We start from the raw sequence: 17,658 nt of genomic DNA on the forward strand, positions 1-17,658 counted from the left end.
ATGCAGAACACGCTCCAGGAGCTTATGGATAAGATGCTGGCGCAGAAGGCATCGGATTGTTACATCACGGTCGATGCCCCTTGTATGTTGCGTGTCGATGGCAGCTTAAAACCTGTGGGCGGAAAGCTCGACCTGGAAAATGTCAAAGCGCTGGTTGCTGAGGCCATGGATACCGAAACCGAGCAGAAGTTTTATGCCGACCGTGAAGCGAATTTTGCCTTGGTGACTGAAAATGGACGCTTCCGAGTCAGTGCGTTTTGGCAGCGTGATTTGCCAGGTATGGTTATTCGCCGCATTGAAACTAAAATCCCTGATATTTACTCACTGGGTTTGCCGGATGTGATTCAGGATTTGTCTATTGCCAAGCGTGGTCTGGTACTGATTGTTGGTGCGACAGGTTCGGGTAAATCAACCTCAATGGCAGCGATGGTGGGGTTCCGCAACCGTCATCGCAGCGGCCATATTCTGACAGTGGAAGACCCGATTGAGTTTATCCATCCGCATGACAAATGCATCGTGACCCAGCGTGAAATTGGTATTGATACGGACAGCTACGAAGTGGCGTTGAAAAACTCACTGCGTCAGGCGCCGGATATGATCATGATTGGTGAAATCCGAACCCAGGAAACTATGGAATATGCCATGCAGTTTGCTGAAACCGGTCACCTTTGTATCGCAACCTTACACGCCAACAATGCCAATCAGGCACTGGAAAGGGTGCTTCATTTGGTACCGAAAGAGCGTCGCGAACAATTCCTGTTTGATTTGTCGCTCAACCTTCGCGGTATTCTGGCCCAGCAACTGGTGCCAGACGTCAGTGGTATCGGACGTCATGGCGTATACGAGCTTCTGCTCAATACTTCCCATGTGTCGGATCTGATTCGCCGTGGTGAACTGCATGAGCTGAAAGAAACGATCCGTAAAGGCAAGAACGCGGGAATGTGTACCTTTGACCAATCCCTGTTTGAGTTGTTTCAGGCGGGTAAGGTTTCTAAAGCCGAAGCACTCCACCACGCAGACTCGCGAAATGATCTCAAACTCATGATGAAAATGGCCGAGCAGTCATCTGGCGGACTTTCGCTGGCGAATGTCAGCATTGAGGGGCAGTAAAAAGTTGTCGTTCACAGACAAAAGAAAAGCGCCTCAGGGCGCTTTTCTTTTATTCACCGTATTGGTTTTCAAACCAGCTCTCAACAATGATGACCGCTGACTGGCTATCGATCTCCCCTTTGCCCAGCGCTTTATAGCCGCCGTATTCGAAAAGGGAAGAGCGTGCTTCTGTCGTTGTCAGACGTTCGTCATGCAATTCAACATTCACGCCAAAACGGCCTTTCAGACGGTTGGCAAATTTACGGGCGCGAGGCGTAATGGCTTCCAATTCGCCGCCGTGTAAATCCAAGGGTAAACCCACCACGACCAGGTCCGGTGTCCATTCTTTCAAAATGGCTTCAATGTTTTCCCAGCTAGGGATGCCGTCTTTTGCTTTGAGAGCTTTGAGCGGACGGGCGGTGCCGGTAATAGCCTGACCGATGGCCACACCGATGCTTTTTGTGCCGTAATCAAAGCCCAGCACTGTTTGAATGTTACTCATGGAAAACTCTTATGCGTGTCCAACGTCTGTGGACAGGTTCAAGGCGTCTATGCCCATTTGTTTGAGAGCTTTTTCCCAGCGCTCGTTGATGGGAGTATCGAAAATGACTTTGGGATCCGCTTCTATGGTCAGCCAACTGTTTTCTGCCAATTCCTGTTCAAGTTGACCTGCATCCCAACCCGCGTAGCCGAGCGCGACAATAAACTGGTCTGGCTCTTCGTTAGTGCCAAGGGTACAAAGAATGTCTTTGGATGTCGTTACGGTTAGCTCATCAGACAGCTGAACACTTGAGCCGAAAAGTTTCGGATTCTTGTGCAGGACAAAACCGCGATCTTCCGAGACAGGGCCACCAAATAACACCGGTTGGTCAAGGCTCACCGGATGGGTGACATCCTGTTCACGCTCCACCTCGATTTGATCCAGCATGTTGGCAATGGAGATATTGATGGGTTGGTTGATCACCAGCCCCATGGCACCATCTTCATTGTGTTCGCACATATAAACGACACTGTGCTGGAAGCGTTCATCAGCCATGCTGGGCATTGCGACCAAGAAATGATTTTTTAAATTCACTGTGTCTTCCACATTGCGCCCTTCATTGCGTATGAGCCTACTTTCATTATGAGCAGTAAGCTGCAGAATGTCAGATCCGGGCGAGCATTTTCGCCCGGTTTGCCGTGCGGTTATTTTTGCAGGCGAACTTCGATGGCATCCATTAATTTGCCACTAATATTGATATCAAATGCGGCTTCAATTTCACGGATACACGTCGGGCTGGTCACGTTAATTTCGGTCAGCTTATCACCAATGATGTCAAGACCCACGAAGATCAGGCCTTTCTCTTTCAGCGTTGGTGCCACTGCATGGGCAATTGCCCAGTCAGTATCGCTGAGTGGGCGTGCTTCACCTCGACCACCTGCTGCCAGATTGCCACGGGTTTCGCCTTTGGCTGGAATACGTGCCAGACAATAAGGCATCGGCTCACCATCTACCACCAAAATGCGTTTGTCGCCATTGCTGATGTCTGGCACGAACGTCTGCGCCATGCAGTAGTTGTTGCCAAGGCCCGTTAGGGTTTCGATGATCACAGATAGGTTAGGATCGCCTTGCTTCACGCGGAAGATAGACGAGCCGCCCATGCCATCCAAAGGTTTCAGGATCACGTCGCCGTGTTTTTCCTGGAACGCTTTGATTTGGTCTGCACGACGGGTCACCAGCGTGATTGGCGTGTGCTCTGGGAACCAGGCAGTGAACAGTTTTTCGTTACAGTCACGCAGGCTCTGCGGTTTGTTGACGATAAGACAGCCTTCCACTTCCGCGCGCTCTAGAATGTAAGTCGCGTAGATGTATTCGGTATCAAACGGCGGGTCTTTACGCATCAACACAGCGTCGAGATCGGCCAGCGCGATTTCCTGTTCGCTGACCACCTCGAACCATTTCTCCGGGTTTTCTTCCAGCGTGACAATTTTGGTGCGCGCCAGCGCTTTGCCTTGCTCTAAAGACAGGTCATTCATTTGCATGTAATGAATTTCCCAGCCGCGCTTTTGCGCTTCCAGCATCATGGCAAAGGAGGAGTCTTTTTTGATGTTGATGGACTCGATTGGATCCATCACTACGCCCAGTTTGATCATTAATTTATCCTTATTAACCGAGGTCGCCTTTAACCCAGATCGCCAAAGCGAACCTGCAGGGCAGTGATTGCCGTCAGTGCTGCGGTTTCAGTGCGCAGAACACGTGGCCCCAATAATGTTTCCTCAAACCCGAATTCACGGGTTCGTTCAATTTCTTCTGATGACAGACCGCCTTCAGGGCCAATCAGCAAACGCACACGGCTAACTGGCTCGGGTAGGGTATTGATTGAGTATTTTGCGCGTGGATGAAGGTTCAATTTCAGCCCGTCGAATGTCTCTTGCATCCAATCATCCAGCGACATCACAGGGCGAATCTCTGGCACCACATTGCGCCCGCATTGCTCGCAGGCTGCAATCGCTATTTTCTGCCATTGATGCAGTTTCTTGTCGAAGCGATCTGCATTGAGTTTGACACCACAACGTTCAGAGATCAGTGGAGTAATAACATTGACGCCAAGCTCTACTGATTTTTGAATAGTGAACTCCATTTTGTCGCCGCGGCTGATGACCTGGCCCAAGTGCAAATCCAGCGGTGATTCGATGCTGCGTTCAACACGCTCAACAATATCAACCTTGACAGATTTTTTACCTGATTCAGCAATCACGGCAGGGAACTCTGCGCCGTGACCATCAAATAACAACACTTCCTGACCTACCTGCATACGAAGCACACGGCCAACGTGATTGGCAGCGTCATCGCTCAGGGCAATGCGGCCAGTGTCAGGCAAGGATTCAGGATGGAAAATTCTTGGGATACGCATGGTGTTTTCATGACTGGATAACAATAGGCAGCAGTGTATCACGCTGCTGCCTATTGGCTGTAGTGTTGCGCACTCCCTGAAGTATCAGAGACCGGCCTTTTCACAGGAAGCTTGCACGAACGGATTATGATTACCTTGCTCGCGGGCAATGCGGCGGTCGCGCTCACACTCCCACTCGTTGACTGGGTAGGTTTTGTCCCAGGCATCCATCAGCTTTTTCTGAGCCGATGCCAGACGAAAATCATATTGCTGGTTCATGTACTTGTACGTACGTGCAATGGCACCGCGACTTTGTGCTGGCGGCTCAAACACGCGTTGCTTGAAATCCACTTTGGCTGCGCACTGGCCATAGAAAGCCCCGTCGTTGCCATTCCATTGTGAGAATCGGAAGTTCGATCGGTCACCGTTGACTTCGCCAATGGCAGGAACCAGATTGTGCAAGTCAGCCTCCATCAATTTGAAAGCCACGTCATTGCGGGTGCAGTTCTTGCGTCCACCGTCTTGCCAACATTGGCGCTGATGGCCAAATTGCCATGCAGGCACCACATGCTCCCATTCAATGCGACTGGCACGCTTTTCCTGTTTACGGACTTGATAACCACACTCAGAAAAATCAGGCACGCCCTTCTTGCCCTGCCATTCAATGTCACAGCCGCAGTAAAACGAAGTGGGGTAGTCCTGATAGATTTTTTGCGCGATGCGTTTGGCTTTACTGAAGGATTGCGGATGCTCGGCTGCTGTTGTGATCGAAGAGATCAGCAGTGCCGAAAGCAGCATCAGAAATTTTCTCATGTGTATTTAGCGCTCGGTGTTGGAATTGTGTAGTTTGATTATTACAGACTATTGAGAGCTAAATCGCATCAAATTAGTGTTAATTGAAGAGTTTATTGATAAGAGAAAAGTTGCTTATGTGAGAGATGGGGTGAAGACAAGAGGCTGTTTACAGCGGCGGCAAACATATTGAACCTGTTCGCGCTGAACTTTGTTGTGACGACGAATAGAGAGCTCGATATGGTCACAACCGCATTGATAGGTAAACGTTTTACCCTGAACAGAACTGACATCAAAGCTGTGGGTAGTTTTTGGTGCCACACCAAAAACCTGTGACATCACCGCCTGCCACTCTTTTCCGTGCGGCCGCACTTTTCCAAAGCGGGCATATACAATCAAGTGACTGATTTCATGCGGCACCACTTCGTCAAAAAACGCTTGGATGTTTTCTTCCAACAATAGCGGGTTAAACCTGAGTTGCCAGCGTTGAAGCAATGCCATTCCTGCCGTTTTCCCACGAATGTCAAACCGGATTGCAGGCACAGCAAATTCACTCCCAAGCTGTTTGTTAGCCAGAGTGATGCATTCGCTGACGCGTTGGGTAAGACGATAGTGGAGTTCGTTCATATTCGGCAGTTTAGATTCAAGAGCCGACAGGGTAGGGAACAGAAACAAAAAAGGGAAGCCTGAGCTTCCCTTTCGTATTCAGATTGCGATTACTTGATTTGAGCGAAATCGCGCAGTGCTGCCACTTTGTCGGTCTTTTCCCAAGGGAACTCTTCACGACCGAAGTGACCGTAAGCGGCTGTCTTCTTGTAGATAGGTTGTAGTAGGTTCAGCATTTCCTGAAGGCCGTAAGGGCGCAGGTCGAAGTGCTGACGAACTGCTTCGATAATGATGTCGTGAGACACTTTCTCAGTACCGAAGGTTTCAACCATGATAGACGTTGGATCCGCGACACCAATGGCGTAAGACAGTTGGATTTCACAACGGTCAGCCATGCCTGCAGCAACGATGTTCTTCGCGACATAGCGCGCTGCATAAGCTGCAGAGCGGTCAACTTTTGATGGGTCTTTACCTGAGAATGCACCGCCACCGTGACGTGCTGCACCGCCGTAGGTATCAACGATGATCTTACGACCCGTCAGACCACAGTCACCCATTGGGCCACCGATAACGAAACGGCCAGTTGGGTTGATGAAGAAGTTGGTGTCTTTGTTCAGCCACTCTGCAGGCAGTACTGGCTTGATGATCTCTTCCATTACCGCTTCGCGCAGGTCTGGTGTAGAGATGCTGTCACAGTGCTGGGTAGACAGAACAACCGCATCGATGCCAACAATCTTACCTTGGTCGTATTGGAAGGTGACCTGAGATTTTGCATCCGGACGCAGCCAAGGCAGCGTACCGTTCTTGCGAACTTCCGCTTGACGTTGAACCAAACGGTGAGAGTAAGTGATTGGTGCCGGCATCAATACATCAGTTTCGTTACATGCGTAACCGAACATGATGCCTTGGTCGCCTGCGCCTTGTTCTTTAGGGTCAGTTTTATCAACACCTTGGTTGATGTCAGGAGACTGCTTACCGATGGTGTTTAGAATCGCACAAGAATCTGCGTCGAAACCCATGTCAGAGTGAACGTAGCCGATTTCGCGAACGGTTTCGCGGGTCAGTTCTTCGATATCAACCCATGCTGAGGTTGTGATTTCACCACCCACCATCACCATGCCGGTTTTAACGTAAGTCTCACAGGCTACGCGTGCTTTTGGATCCTGCTCCAGAATCGCGTCAAGAACGGCGTCTGAAATCTGGTCTGCGATTTTGTCTGGATGACCTTCTGATACTGACTCAGAAGTAAACAGGTGTTTAGCCATGTCTTTTCCCTAGCAATAATAAAGTTTGGTTGATACCGAATATCTGTTTGCAAATGCATCTTTAGTCGTCTGACCGTATAAAGGTATAGATGCTTTGCCATCTGGACGTCTATTCTACGCAGCAAACCGCATAAATCAACCTCACAAATAGTCCGCGTAAATAAGTAAACGATTGCGTCCGTATTGGTGTAGTTACAAATAGATGCGGAACTTTCGCGTTCTGAACAGGCAGAATCCCTTAAAATCAGCCATGTAAAACGTTTGCAGAGCTGCCGGACTCTTGCGACAATACTCGCCCGCCGAATTCAGCAATCTGGCCGCTTTTTTAACAAGTATTGTGCCGGATTGCCTATAACTCAAAACCTCTAATGATCTCAGGAGCAGACATGTCTTCTCGCAAGGTTTTAGCAAACGCGATCCGTGCCCTCAGCATGGACGGTGTACAACAAGCTAACTCTGGTCACCCAGGTGCCCCAATGGGCATGGCAGATATCGCCGAAGTCCTGTGGCGTGACCACATGAACCACAACCCACAAAACCCTGAGTGGACAGACCGCGACCGCTTCGTGCTGTCAAACGGTCACGGCTCTATGCTGATTTACTCTTTACTGCACCTGACCGGTTACGAGCTGTCTATCGATGATCTGAAAAACTTCCGTCAACTGCACTCGAAAACCCCAGGCCACCCTGAGTACGGCTACGCGCCAGGCGTCGAGACCACTACGGGCCCGCTGGGTCAGGGGATCACCAATGCTGTCGGTATGGCGATTGCGGAAAAAGCACTGGCCGCTCAGTTCAACCGTGAAGGCCACGACATCGTCGACCACAACACCTATGCGTTCCTGGGTGACGGCTGTCTGATGGAAGGTATCTCTCACGAAGCATGTTCGCTGGCAGGTACGCTGGGCCTAGGTAAACTGATCGCGTTCTGGGATGACAACGGCATCTCTATCGACGGTCACGTTGAAGGCTGGTTCACTGACGACACACCCAAGCGTTTCGAATCTTATGGCTGGCACGTTATCCCAGCCGTTGACGGTCACGACGCTGACGCGATCAATGCAGCCATTGAAGCGGCGAAAGCAGAAACTGGCCGTCCTACCCTGATTTGTACCAAAACCATCATCGGTTTCGGTTCACCAAACAAAGCAGGCTCTCACGACTGCCACGGTGCTCCTCTGGGCGCAGACGAGATCAAAGCAGCACGTGAGTTCCTGGGTTGGGAACACCCTGCGTTTGAAATCCCAGCTGACGTTTACGGTCAGTGGGACGCGAAAGAAGCAGGCGCAGCAAAAGAAGCGGCTTGGAATGAGAAACTGGCTGCGTACGAAGCTGCACACCCTGAGCTGGCGGCAGAATTCAAACGCCGTGTAAACGGTGACTTGCCTGCTGAGTGGGAAGCGAAAGCCAACCAAATCATTGCCGACCTGCAAGCCAACCCAGCAAACATTGCGTCACGCAAAGCATCTCAAAATGCACTGGAAGCCTTCGGTGCAATGTTGCCTGAATTCATGGGTGGCTCAGCTGACCTGGCGCCTTCAAACCTGACCATGTGGTCTGGCTCAAAAGCCCTGACCGGCGAAGATGCATCTGGCAACTACATCCACTACGGTGTGCGCGAGTTTGGTATGACCGCCATCATCAACGGTATCGCGCTGCACGGTGGTTTCGTCCCATACGGTGCGACCTTCCTGATGTTCATGGAATACGCGCGTAACGCGATGCGTATGGCAGCACTGATGAAAGTGCAGAACATCCAGGTTTACACCCACGATTCTATCGGTCTGGGTGAAGATGGCCCAACGCACCAACCTGTTGAGCAAATCGCGTCTCTGCGTCTCACGCCAAACATGAGCACATGGCGTCCATGTGACCAGGTGGAATCTGCGGTAGCGTGGAAACTGGCGATTGAGCGTAAAGACGGCCCAAGCTCGCTGATTTTCTCGCGTCAGAATTTGGCACAGCAAGAGCGTTCAGCGGAGCAAGTGGCAAACATCGCTAAGGGTGGTTACATCCTGAAAGATTGCATTGGCACTCCTGAGCTTATTCTGATTGCGACCGGCTCAGAGGTTGAATTGGCGGTTGAAGCAAGCACTGAACTGTCAGCGCAGGGCTTCAATGTTCGTGTGGTTTCAATCCCATCGACTGACGTATTCGACAAGCAAGATGCGGCTTACCGTGAATCGGTACTGCCATCAGACGTGACGGCACGTGTGGCTATCGAAGCGGGCATCGCGGATTTCTGGTACAAGTACGTGGGCTTTGACGGTCGCATCATCGGCATGCACACCTTCGGTGAATCTGCACCGGCAGGTGAGCTGTTCAAGATGTTCGGCTTCACCACTGAAAATGTGGTTGAGACAGCAAAAGAACTGCTGGCGTAAGTACCCAGTCAATACTGAAAACCCGCCAACTGGCGGGTTTTTTCTTTCCAGTTCTTTATCCAATCCTTAAGAAACATTGATGAGAGACCAGTCACATTCTGCGTGCGAAATTCACGTGCTTGAGATAGACTGTCAGCCGCATTTCATTAACGACACAGAACAGCAGGGATATGGCATTACGCGTCGCAATTAATGGATTTGGCCGCATTGGCCGTAGCGTGCTCCGCGCGCTGTATGAAAGTGACAAACGTGACCAGATAGAAGTGGTTGCGGTGAACGAATTAGCTGAGCCTGATGCCATGGCGCATCTGCTTCAGTATGACTCCAGTCATGGCCGCTTTTTTAAGAAAGTGACCAACAGTCAGGAGTCCCTGTTTGTTGGCGACGACAAAATCCGCATCCTGCACCTTAGTGACATCAATCTACTCCCTTGGCGAGATCTGGACATCGACATCGTGCTCGATTGTACGGGTGTGTTTGGCAACCGCGAACATGGTCAGGCGCATTTGGACGCCGGTGCTAAGAAAGTGCTGTTCTCCCATCCAGGCAGTAACGATCTGGATAACACCATCATCTTTGGTGTGAATGACGAAACCCTCAAACCGACGGATCGTATTGTTTCCAATGGTTCCTGTACCACCAACTGTATAGTGCCTGTAATTAAGGTATTGGATGAGCAGTTTGGGATTGAGTCAGGCACCATCACCACGATTCACTCTTCCATGAATGACCAGCAAGTGATTGACGCTTATCACCCAGATCTGCGACGCACACGCGCTGCCAGTCAGTCTATTATTCCGGTCGACACTAAATTACATTTAGGAATTGGAAGAATCTTTCCGAAATTTTCTGACAAATTTGAAGCGATTTCGGTTAGAGTGCCAACAATTAACGTCACAGCAATGGATTTGAGTGTTACTGTTCACACAAAAGTGAAAGTTAATGACGTAAATCAATCACTCGAGGAGGCCGCTCGGTGTACATTGAACGGCATCGTCGACTATACCGAGGCGCCACTTGTCTCGATAGACTTTAACCATGATCCCCACAGCGCCATTGTGGATGGCTCGCAGACACGAGTTAGTAATCATCATCTGATAAAGATGTTGGTGTGGTGCGACAACGAATGGGGATTTGCTAACCGCATGCTCGATACGGCGTTGGCCATGGCAACAGTTACCAGTGGCTCGAAGGCTTGAGCCACGGCTTTCCGAAGTGAAGAAAGCCACAGCAAATTTTTTGATTTTTGCAACTTAGAGAGAGGACGAAAATGTCTGTAATCAAAATGACCGATCTGGATCTGGCTGGCAAACGCGTATTTATCCGTGCCGATCTGAACGTACCAGTAAAAGACGGTAAAGTGACTTCTGACGCGCGTATTCTGGCGTCTCTGCCAACCATCAAACACTGCCTGGAAGCTGGCGCGAAAGTGATGGTTACTTCTCACCTGGGTCGTCCGACCGAAGGCGAGTACGCTGAAGAATTCTCTCTGCAGCCTGTTGTTAACTACCTGAACGACGCACTGGATTGTGACGTTAAACTGGCAAAAGACTACCTGGACGGCCTGGAGCTGAACGCAGGTGAGCTGGTTGTTCTGGAAAACGTACGTTTCAACAAAGGCGAGAAGAAAAACGAAGACGAACTGTCTAAGAAATACGCTGCACTGTGTGACGTATTCGTGATGGACGCGTTCGGTACTGCTCACCGTGCACAAGCATCAACCTACGGTGTTGGTGTGTTCGCTCCAATCGCATGTGCCGGTCCTCTGCTGGCAAACGAACTGGAAGCACTGGGCAAAGCAATGGACAACCCAGCGCGCCCAATGGTGGCAATCGTTGGTGGTTCTAAAGTGTCTACCAAACTGACTGTTCTGGAATCTCTGTCTAAAATCGCTGACCAACTGGTTGTTGGTGGTGGTATCGCAAACACCTTCATCGCAGCAGCAGGCCACAACGTAGGTAAGTCTCTGTACGAAGCTGACCTGGTTGAGACTGCTAAGAAGCTGATGGATGACTGTGCGATTCCAGTAGCGACTGACGTTGCATGTGCAAAAGCATTCGACGAGAACGCAGAAGCAGAAATCAAGCATGTTTCTGAAGTTCAGGACGACGACATGATCTTCGACCTGGGTCCAGACTCAACACAAGCGCTGGCTGAAATCTTGAAGAATGCAAAAACCATTCTTTGGAACGGCCCAGTAGGCGTATTCGAGTTCAAGAACTTCGAAGCAGGTACTAAAGGTATCTCTGAAGCGATTGCTGCTTCTGAAGGTTTCTCTGTTGCAGGTGGTGGTGACACGCTGGCAGCTATCGACCAGTTCGGTATCAAAGCTGACGTTTCTTACATCTCTACCGGTGGCGGCGCATTCCTTGAGTTCGTTGAAGGTAAAGTACTGCCTGCAGTAGAAATGCTGGAAACTCGCGCTAAAGCGTAATGACGAACGGGGGGGATTGCCCCCGTTTTTTTATGCATCTTTGATAATTTTGTAATCAATAGAATGCATATCCAAATGCAAAAAATAATGTGTTTAGAATCACGTTTGGGTACAATGCGCAGCACTGTTCGCAAACGTTTGCCGAATTGAAACAAGTCGGTAGGAAACACCGGCTTGGATAGGATTTCACTCAAGACAACAGAGTAAATAGGACTATTGTTATGTCTAAAGTTTTTGATTTCGTAAAACCTGGCGTTATCTCTGGTGACGACGTTCAGAAAGTGTTTGAAATTGCTAAAGAGCACAAGTTCGCTCTTCCAGCGGTAAACGTAGTAAACACTGACTCTATCAACTCAGTACTGGAAGCAGCTGCGAAAGTTAAAGCACCAGTTGTTGTTCAGTTCTCTAACGGCGGCGCTGCGTTCTTCGCTGGTAAAGGCCTGAAGCTGGAAGGTCAGGAATCACAAATCAAAGGTGCAGTAGCGGGTGCTAAATACGTTCACGCTATCGCTGAATCTTACGGTGTGCCAGTTATCCTGCACACTGACCACGCAGCTAAGAAACTGCTGCCATGGATTGACGGCCTGCTGGCTGCAGGTGAAGAGCACTTTGCTGCAACTGGTAAACCACTGTTCTCTTCTCACATGATTGACCTGTCAGAAGAATCTCTGGAAGAAAACATCGAAATCTGTGCCGAGTACCTGGCTCGCATGGAAAAGATGAACATGACTCTGGAAATCGAACTGGGGTGTACTGGTGGTGAAGAAGACGGCGTAGACAACTCTGATATGGATGCGTCTGAGCTTTACACTTCTCCAGAAGACGTTGCTTACGCATACGAGAAACTGAACGCTATCAGTCACCGTTTCACTATCGCTGCGTCTTTCGGTAACGTACACGGCGTTTACAAGCCAGGTAACGTTGTTCTGACTCCAACCATCCTGCGTGATTCTCAAGCATACTGTGCAGAGAAATTCGGTATTGCACCTAACGCGCTGAACTTCGTATTCCACGGTGGTTCTGGTTCTTCTCAAGCAGAAATCGAAGAGTCTATCTCTTACGGTGTTATCAAAATGAACATCGACACTGATACTCAGTGGGCGACTTGGAATGGTATCCGTCAGTACGAAGCGAAAAACCACGATTACCTGCAAGGTCAAATCGGTAACCCAACTGGCGAAGACGCACCTAACAAGAAATACTACGATCCACGCGTATGGCTGCGTGCTGGTCAAGAAGGTATGGTTGCGCGTCTTGAGCAAGCGTTCAAAGATCTTAACGCGATCGACGTACTGTAATTTAAGTTTTATTTAAAAAATTTAATTACAAATCGTAATGAAACCCGCTAAATTTAGCGGGTTTTTTTATGGCTGTTATTCAACCTGATTGATAGTGGCCATCCTCCCTAGCCACCTCAAGAGATAGAAAGCCGAAGATTGGCTTTTAACGTCTTGAGGTGGTTTGGTTTTTTTATACCGATCACAGTAGGTAGGTGATCAGAAATAGCGCAGGGAAAATGCTCGAGAACAAGGCGGAAAATGTCGATAAGTCGTTATTCTACAATCAAATTTTTCAACACAGTTATCGAGTATTTTAACAAGCTAGGATGAGCAGGTATTTACTACGATTGGTATTAGCCTTTGTGAGAGATGTAAATGACTGAGCAAAACGCTGTTGAGTCTGTTGAACAAACAGCAACTGAAGCGATGAACTGGTTGGCCTCCAACCAAGAGTTGATGATCCAATACGCAGTGAACGTTGTGACGGCACTGCTTATCCTGTTCATCGGTAACTGGGTCGTGAAGAAAGTGGCAGGCTCTGTCGCTGCAGTACTGAAGAAACGCGATCTGGACCAAACGGTTGTCGACTTTATCGAGAACATGGTTCGCTATGTGATGTTCGCGATTGTGCTGATTGCGGCATTGGGTCGTGTCGGTGTTGAAACTGCGTCTATCGTTGCGGTTATTGGTGCGGCGGGTCTGGCTATTGGTCTGGCACTGCAAGGTTCACTGTCGAACTTCGCCGCGGGTGTGCTGATTGTGACTTTCCGTCCGTTCAAATCCGGTGATTATGTAGAAGTGGGTGGTGTAGCTGGTTCTGTAGCGTCTATCCAGATCTTCTCTACGGTACTGACGACCCCAGACAACAAAATGGTAGTGGTTCCTAACGGCACAGTAATTTCGAGCCCAATCACCAACTACTCACGTCATGCGACCCGTCGTATCGATTTTATCATTGGTGTGTCTTATAAGGCTGATCTGCAACAGACCAAAGAAGTACTGACCCGTATGGTGAAAGCGGACGAGCGTGTATTGAAAGATCCAGAGCCAACTATCGGTGTTCATGCGCTGATGGACTCTTCAGTAAACTTCGTTGTGCGCCCATGGGTAAAAACAGAAGATTACTGGTCAACCTACTTTGACCTGATGCAGGCCATCAAAGAAGGTCTGGATAAAGAAGGTATTGAAATTCCATTTCCGCAAATGGACGTTCACTACCACGCAGCAATGGCAAAAGCTGCTGCTCCAGAAGAAGAAAAGCATGTTGCTTAAACGCCTTGCTGCTCAAACTTAATCCTGAAATCCCGTCTGACGACGGGTTTTTTTTATGCATATGGTCTCGTGAATACACCAAAAAAACAGTGTTTTCGTTTTAAATTTGAGACACTTTCTGTTGCTGCTTAAACTGTAAACTCTGCTCTGATTTTATCCGAGCAGTTTCGTCAGGAATTTGTTGTACCGTCCTGTGGAACCCTAGGAAAAAGCTAAACACGGCATAACTATACCAAGGAAATCGCAATGGAAAATGCTACTAACGAAGCCATGAACTGGTTCAACGGCAATCAGGATCTGCTGCTTCAATATGGTGTCAATATCATCTCTGCTCTCCTCATTCTCATCATTGGTAACTGGATCGTGAAAGCGATTGCCAATGGTGTTGCTAAAGTCATGCGCAAGAAAGAACTCGACGATGCTGTTGTCGACTTCATGCATACTTTTGTTCGTTACCTACTGTTCGTTATCGTTCTCATTGCGGCGTTGGGTCGCCTAGGTGTGCAAACGGCTTCTGTGGTTGCGGTTATCGGTGCGGCCGGTCTGGCGGTTGGCCTCGCACTGCAAGGTTCACTTTCTAACTTCGCGGCTGGTGTACTGATTGTTGCATTCCGCCCATTCAAGTCCGGTGATTATGTAGAAGTCGCTGGCGTTTCCGGTTCTGTAGATTCTATCCAGATCTTCTCTACGGTTCTGAAAACACCTGACAACAAAATGGTTGTAGTACCAAACGGTGCAATCATTTCAAGCCCGATCACTAACTACTCTAAGCATGACACCCGTCGTATCGATTATGTCGTAGGTGTGTCTTACAGTGCTGATCTGCAAAAAACCAAGCAGGTACTGGCAGACGTACTGGCGAAAGAAACCCGTTTGCTGACCACCCCAGAGCCAACAATCGGTGTGGTTGAGTTGGCTGACTCTTCAGTGAACTTAGTAGTACGTCCTTGGGTTCGTACTGCAGATTATTGGGCAGTTTACTTTGACCTGCTGCAAGCGATGAAAGAAGCGCTGGATGCAGAAGGCATCGAAATTCCATTCCCACAAATGGATGTGCACCTGAATAAAGTCGACGGTTAATTCTCTCTGAGACTGACAAACGCCAATGGCTATTTGCTGTTGGCGTTTTTGTTTTTACTTGGGAAGTCGCTCAAATGGAGCACACATTAGCTCGCAACATGAAAGGCTTGATCGAGTTAAAACTATTGCTTTTTGTACGGTGATTTTTCTTGCGAAGTGCTCGAGGCTTTCCTAATTTGCGTATCTAACACTATGTACTACCCCTTATTTGTCGAACGCTGCAGCACGTTTTTCTAGAAGGAACCTGATTTATGAGCAATATCCCATCCGAGCTGAAATTCACGACTTCCCACGAGTGGGTGAGACCAGAAGGTGACGATGTGTATACCGTAGGCATTTCTGACCATGCACAGGCTTTGCTGGGGGACATGGTATTTGTGGATCTGCCGGATGTGGGTGATACGGTAGACGCAGGTGATGATTGCGCCGTTGCGGAATCCGTAAAAGCAGCGTCAGATATCTATACGCCGTTGACCGGTGAGATTGTGGCTATCAACGAAGATCTGGAAGGCTCACCAGAGCTGGTGAACAGCGACCCTTACGGCGATGGCTGGCTGTTCCAAATTCGCATCACGGATTCAGCGGAAATTAATGAGTTGTTGGATGCCGAAGCGTATCAGGACTCTATCGAAGAAGAAGAAGAAGAGTAATTTCCTCTTTGTGAAGATAAAAAAACACCGCGTTAACTGCGGTGTTTTTTCTCAAGCGAAGTGTCAGGTCAATCGACCTAAGCCATCAGTACATTTCTTTCAGCTTACGGATCTCTGTGTTGATCTCCTTCACCGTCCGAAAGTGTTCAATATCTCCATCTGACTGCGCCTGCACCATTCCTTGATGAAAGTCGAAATCACCCCGCCCATCGATGTGAATACGTCCACTGAATAATCTATAAACGTGTTTCGCAATGAGAGTCGGGATATAACGATTAAACATCCGCATTCGCAATTCCTTTTTTGTTTTTATTTCCAGCCAACTTCCTAAACCGAGAAGATCTGTTGCATGCAACGGCAGTCACGCTCTGCTCTGTTTTGGCGGGCGGCATTATAGCGGGAGGGGTATGACTACTGTGTGACAGAGATGACACTTACCCGAAATTTTAGAGATGTAATCGTGTGACTTTGGGGTTGGTCACAGTCTGGAAATCAAGGCAAAGAGCCTATCTATCTGGCACGTAAATCTTGTACCTGATTACGTACTGTTTTATCAATGGTTTGGCGTATCCAAAGATTTTTAGCGCTGGTGGTATTTTTCTTGTGCCAGATTTGGCGGATAACAAAATTGCTGACATCGATGGGCGTTGTACTGATAGCAAGCCTGTCATTGAACATGTCGAGTTTTGCCATCAACTCCGCCACGGTGCAGATAAGGTTGCGTCCAGAAAGAAGATGACGAACGGTAAGAAAGCGTTGTGAGCCCATCACAACTTGGCGATCGAAACCTAAGGATTTGAGCTTATTATCAACAGGGCTGCTTAACTGGCCGTCTACCGTCACCAAGGCGTGAGGTGTTTTGGTGTAATCGCTTATTGAGAGCGGAGTACTCAGCCCAGTGGATTCAGGGTCAAACAAACAGACATGTTGTTCGGTGTAGAGATCTTCCATCAATAAAACAGGATCTTCGGTTTCCACAGCACCCAGTACCACATCAACCTGATCGTTTTTCAGTGCCTCGCGGTAGTTAACCCGGTCGACAGGGCGACAACTGAGTTGGCAGTGCGGCGCCTGTTTTCGGAACACATCAAACAGCGTTGGTGCGAAAACCAACTCTGCATAGTCGGTTAAGCCGATACGAACGGGCCCTGAATATTGCGTTGGCTCAAACAAAACAGGGGTCAGTACATCGGTGGCAATCGTGTCGAGAAGGGCAGCGACAACTGGCTCTAGCTCGAAAGCTCGTGCCGTCGGTTGCATTTCATTGCCTTGACGATGGAAAAGTGGGTCATCGAGCAGTGTGCGCAGCCTAGAGAGGTTATGACTCATTGCCGATTGGCCAATTGAGAGCTTCTCGGCTGCGCGGGTCACGCTGCGGGTTTCCATTAGCGCTGCGAAGGCAACCAGAAGGTTGAGATCAACGCTGCGCCAATTAACCGGTTTCACGCGCCTGTCTCATCATCACGTCGGATATCAGCGATTGTAGGCCCACAAAAATCGACCAGATCCTGAAAACGAAGTTCTACACCTGCCATGGGTGAGCCGCTGCTAATGTTGATGTATTCGAACTCAGCAAGACTCGGGTCAAAAAATATTGGCAACATGCCAAACACCGAGATAGGCGTCACCATGCCGGGTGAATAGCCAGTAATGCTTTGCACATGCTTACTGTCAACCATAGTCATGCGCCTACACCCAAGGAGGTCGCGGACTTTTTTGGGGTCTACGGAAGCGGTACCCGGCACGCAAGCTAATGCCATTTGGCCGCCCATATCGCGTAGCAACATGGATTTGACCAACTGGTCCGGTTCGACACCGCGCTGTTTGGCTGCATCGATGATGGTCGTTGCCTCATTTTCATGGGGTAACAAGCGGTGCGCGATGCCAGCATCGCGCAAAATGGAAAGGATAGGAGTATCAATCGAAGGCATAA

The 17,658-nt window shown here is 49.1% G+C and carries 18 protein-coding genes; 8 read left to right on the forward strand and 10 right to left on the reverse strand.

From position 1 onward, the window contains the following. Positions 1 to 1,110 (forward strand): PilT/PilU family type 4a pilus ATPase, encoded by a 1,110-nt coding sequence (locus K6Q96_RS02355; RefSeq protein WP_251877499.1) that lies wholly within the window; start codon positions 1 to 3, stop codon positions 1,108 to 1,110. A 49-nt stretch (positions 1,111 to 1,159) separates the two neighbouring features. Here K6Q96_RS02355 and ruvX read toward each other — a convergent pair whose 3' ends face one another. From ruvX to metK, 7 genes are all read right to left on the reverse strand, one after another. Next, positions 1,160 to 1,591, reverse strand: coding sequence for a Holliday junction resolvase RuvX (ruvX, locus tag K6Q96_RS02360; protein ID WP_062666139.1), 432 nt, complete (start codon positions 1,589 to 1,591; stop codon positions 1,160 to 1,162). 9 nt (positions 1,592 to 1,600) lie between these two features. After that, on the reverse strand, positions 1,601 to 2,164 hold the full coding sequence (locus tag K6Q96_RS02365; RefSeq protein WP_251877501.1) for a YqgE/AlgH family protein: 564 nt from the start codon (positions 2,162 to 2,164) through the stop codon (positions 1,601 to 1,603). A 110-nt stretch (positions 2,165 to 2,274) separates the two neighbouring features. Beyond that, positions 2,275 to 3,222, reverse strand: a complete 948-nt coding sequence (gene gshB, locus K6Q96_RS02370; protein WP_251877503.1) for a glutathione synthase — start codon at positions 3,220 to 3,222, stop codon at positions 2,275 to 2,277. A gap of 29 nt (positions 3,223 to 3,251) precedes the next feature. Further along, complete coding sequence (gene rsmE / locus K6Q96_RS02375) at positions 3,252 to 3,983, reverse strand: 16S rRNA (uracil(1498)-N(3))-methyltransferase (protein WP_251877505.1); 732 nt, start codon at positions 3,981 to 3,983, stop codon at positions 3,252 to 3,254. An 84-nt stretch (positions 3,984 to 4,067) separates the two neighbouring features. Then, a complete protein-coding gene (locus tag K6Q96_RS02380) occupies positions 4,068 to 4,775 on the reverse strand; it encodes an endonuclease (protein ID WP_251877507.1) in 708 nt (235 codons plus the stop codon). A gap of 114 nt (positions 4,776 to 4,889) precedes the next feature. Next, positions 4,890 to 5,381, reverse strand: a complete 492-nt coding sequence (locus tag K6Q96_RS02385) for a SprT family zinc-dependent metalloprotease (protein WP_251877509.1) — start codon at positions 5,379 to 5,381, stop codon at positions 4,890 to 4,892. An 89-nt stretch (positions 5,382 to 5,470) separates the two neighbouring features. Continuing rightward, positions 5,471 to 6,625 carry a methionine adenosyltransferase gene (gene metK / locus K6Q96_RS02390; RefSeq protein WP_251877511.1) on the reverse strand — a complete coding sequence of 385 codons (1,155 nt, stop codon included), beginning with the start codon at positions 6,623 to 6,625 and terminating at the stop codon, positions 5,471 to 5,473. 386 nt (positions 6,626 to 7,011) lie between these two features. Here metK and tkt point away from each other — a divergent pair, with 386 nt between their 5' ends. From tkt to gcvH, 7 genes are all read left to right on the forward strand, one after another. Further along, entirely contained in the window at positions 7,012 to 9,009 is a 1,998-nt protein-coding gene (gene tkt, locus K6Q96_RS02395) for a transketolase (protein ID WP_251877513.1), read from the forward strand. 170 nt (positions 9,010 to 9,179) lie between these two features. Then, on the forward strand, positions 9,180 to 10,208 hold the full coding sequence (gene epd / locus K6Q96_RS02400; protein WP_251877515.1) for an erythrose-4-phosphate dehydrogenase: 1,029 nt from the start codon (positions 9,180 to 9,182) through the stop codon (positions 10,206 to 10,208). Positions 10,209 to 10,279: 71 nt separating this feature from the next. After that, the gene (locus K6Q96_RS02405) at positions 10,280 to 11,443 is read left to right on the forward strand and encodes a phosphoglycerate kinase (RefSeq protein WP_251877517.1); all 1,164 of its coding nucleotides are present in this window, start codon (positions 10,280 to 10,282) and stop codon (positions 11,441 to 11,443) included. A gap of 221 nt (positions 11,444 to 11,664) precedes the next feature. Continuing rightward, positions 11,665 to 12,741, forward strand: a complete 1,077-nt coding sequence (gene fbaA / locus K6Q96_RS02410) for a class II fructose-bisphosphate aldolase (RefSeq protein WP_251877519.1) — start codon at positions 11,665 to 11,667, stop codon at positions 12,739 to 12,741. Positions 12,742 to 13,098: 357 nt separating this feature from the next. Beyond that, complete coding sequence (mscS, locus tag K6Q96_RS02415) at positions 13,099 to 13,995, forward strand: small-conductance mechanosensitive channel MscS (RefSeq protein ID WP_251877521.1); 897 nt, start codon at positions 13,099 to 13,101, stop codon at positions 13,993 to 13,995. 246 nt (positions 13,996 to 14,241) lie between these two features. Continuing rightward, positions 14,242 to 15,075 carry a small-conductance mechanosensitive channel MscS gene (gene mscS / locus K6Q96_RS02420; RefSeq protein WP_251877523.1) on the forward strand — a complete coding sequence of 278 codons (834 nt, stop codon included), beginning with the start codon at positions 14,242 to 14,244 and terminating at the stop codon, positions 15,073 to 15,075. Positions 15,076 to 15,326: 251 nt separating this feature from the next. Next, positions 15,327 to 15,725, forward strand: a complete 399-nt coding sequence (gene gcvH / locus K6Q96_RS02425) for a glycine cleavage system protein GcvH (protein WP_251877525.1) — start codon at positions 15,327 to 15,329, stop codon at positions 15,723 to 15,725. 85 nt (positions 15,726 to 15,810) lie between these two features. Here the strand turns inward: gcvH and K6Q96_RS02430 are convergent, their stop codons facing one another. The 3 genes from K6Q96_RS02430 to K6Q96_RS02440 form a co-directional block, all read right to left on the reverse strand. Beyond that, a complete protein-coding gene (locus tag K6Q96_RS02430) occupies positions 15,811 to 16,014 on the reverse strand; it encodes a DUF1107 family protein (RefSeq protein WP_251877527.1) in 204 nt (67 codons plus the stop codon). Positions 16,015 to 16,235: 221 nt separating this feature from the next. Further along, positions 16,236 to 17,171 carry a LysR family transcriptional regulator gene (locus tag K6Q96_RS02435; protein ID WP_251877529.1) on the reverse strand — a complete coding sequence of 312 codons (936 nt, stop codon included), beginning with the start codon at positions 17,169 to 17,171 and terminating at the stop codon, positions 16,236 to 16,238. Beyond that, the gene (locus K6Q96_RS02440; protein WP_434802154.1) at positions 17,168 to 17,656 is read right to left on the reverse strand and encodes an aminoacyl-tRNA deacylase; all 489 of its coding nucleotides are present in this window, start codon (positions 17,654 to 17,656) and stop codon (positions 17,168 to 17,170) included. The genes K6Q96_RS02435 and K6Q96_RS02440 overlap by 4 nt, the downstream gene beginning before the upstream one ends. Positions 17,657 to 17,658: the final 2 nt, after the last annotated feature.

It is taken from the genome of Grimontia kaedaensis (genome assembly GCF_023746615.1).
Lineage (GTDB): Bacteria > Pseudomonadota > Gammaproteobacteria > Enterobacterales > Vibrionaceae > Enterovibrio > Enterovibrio kaedaensis.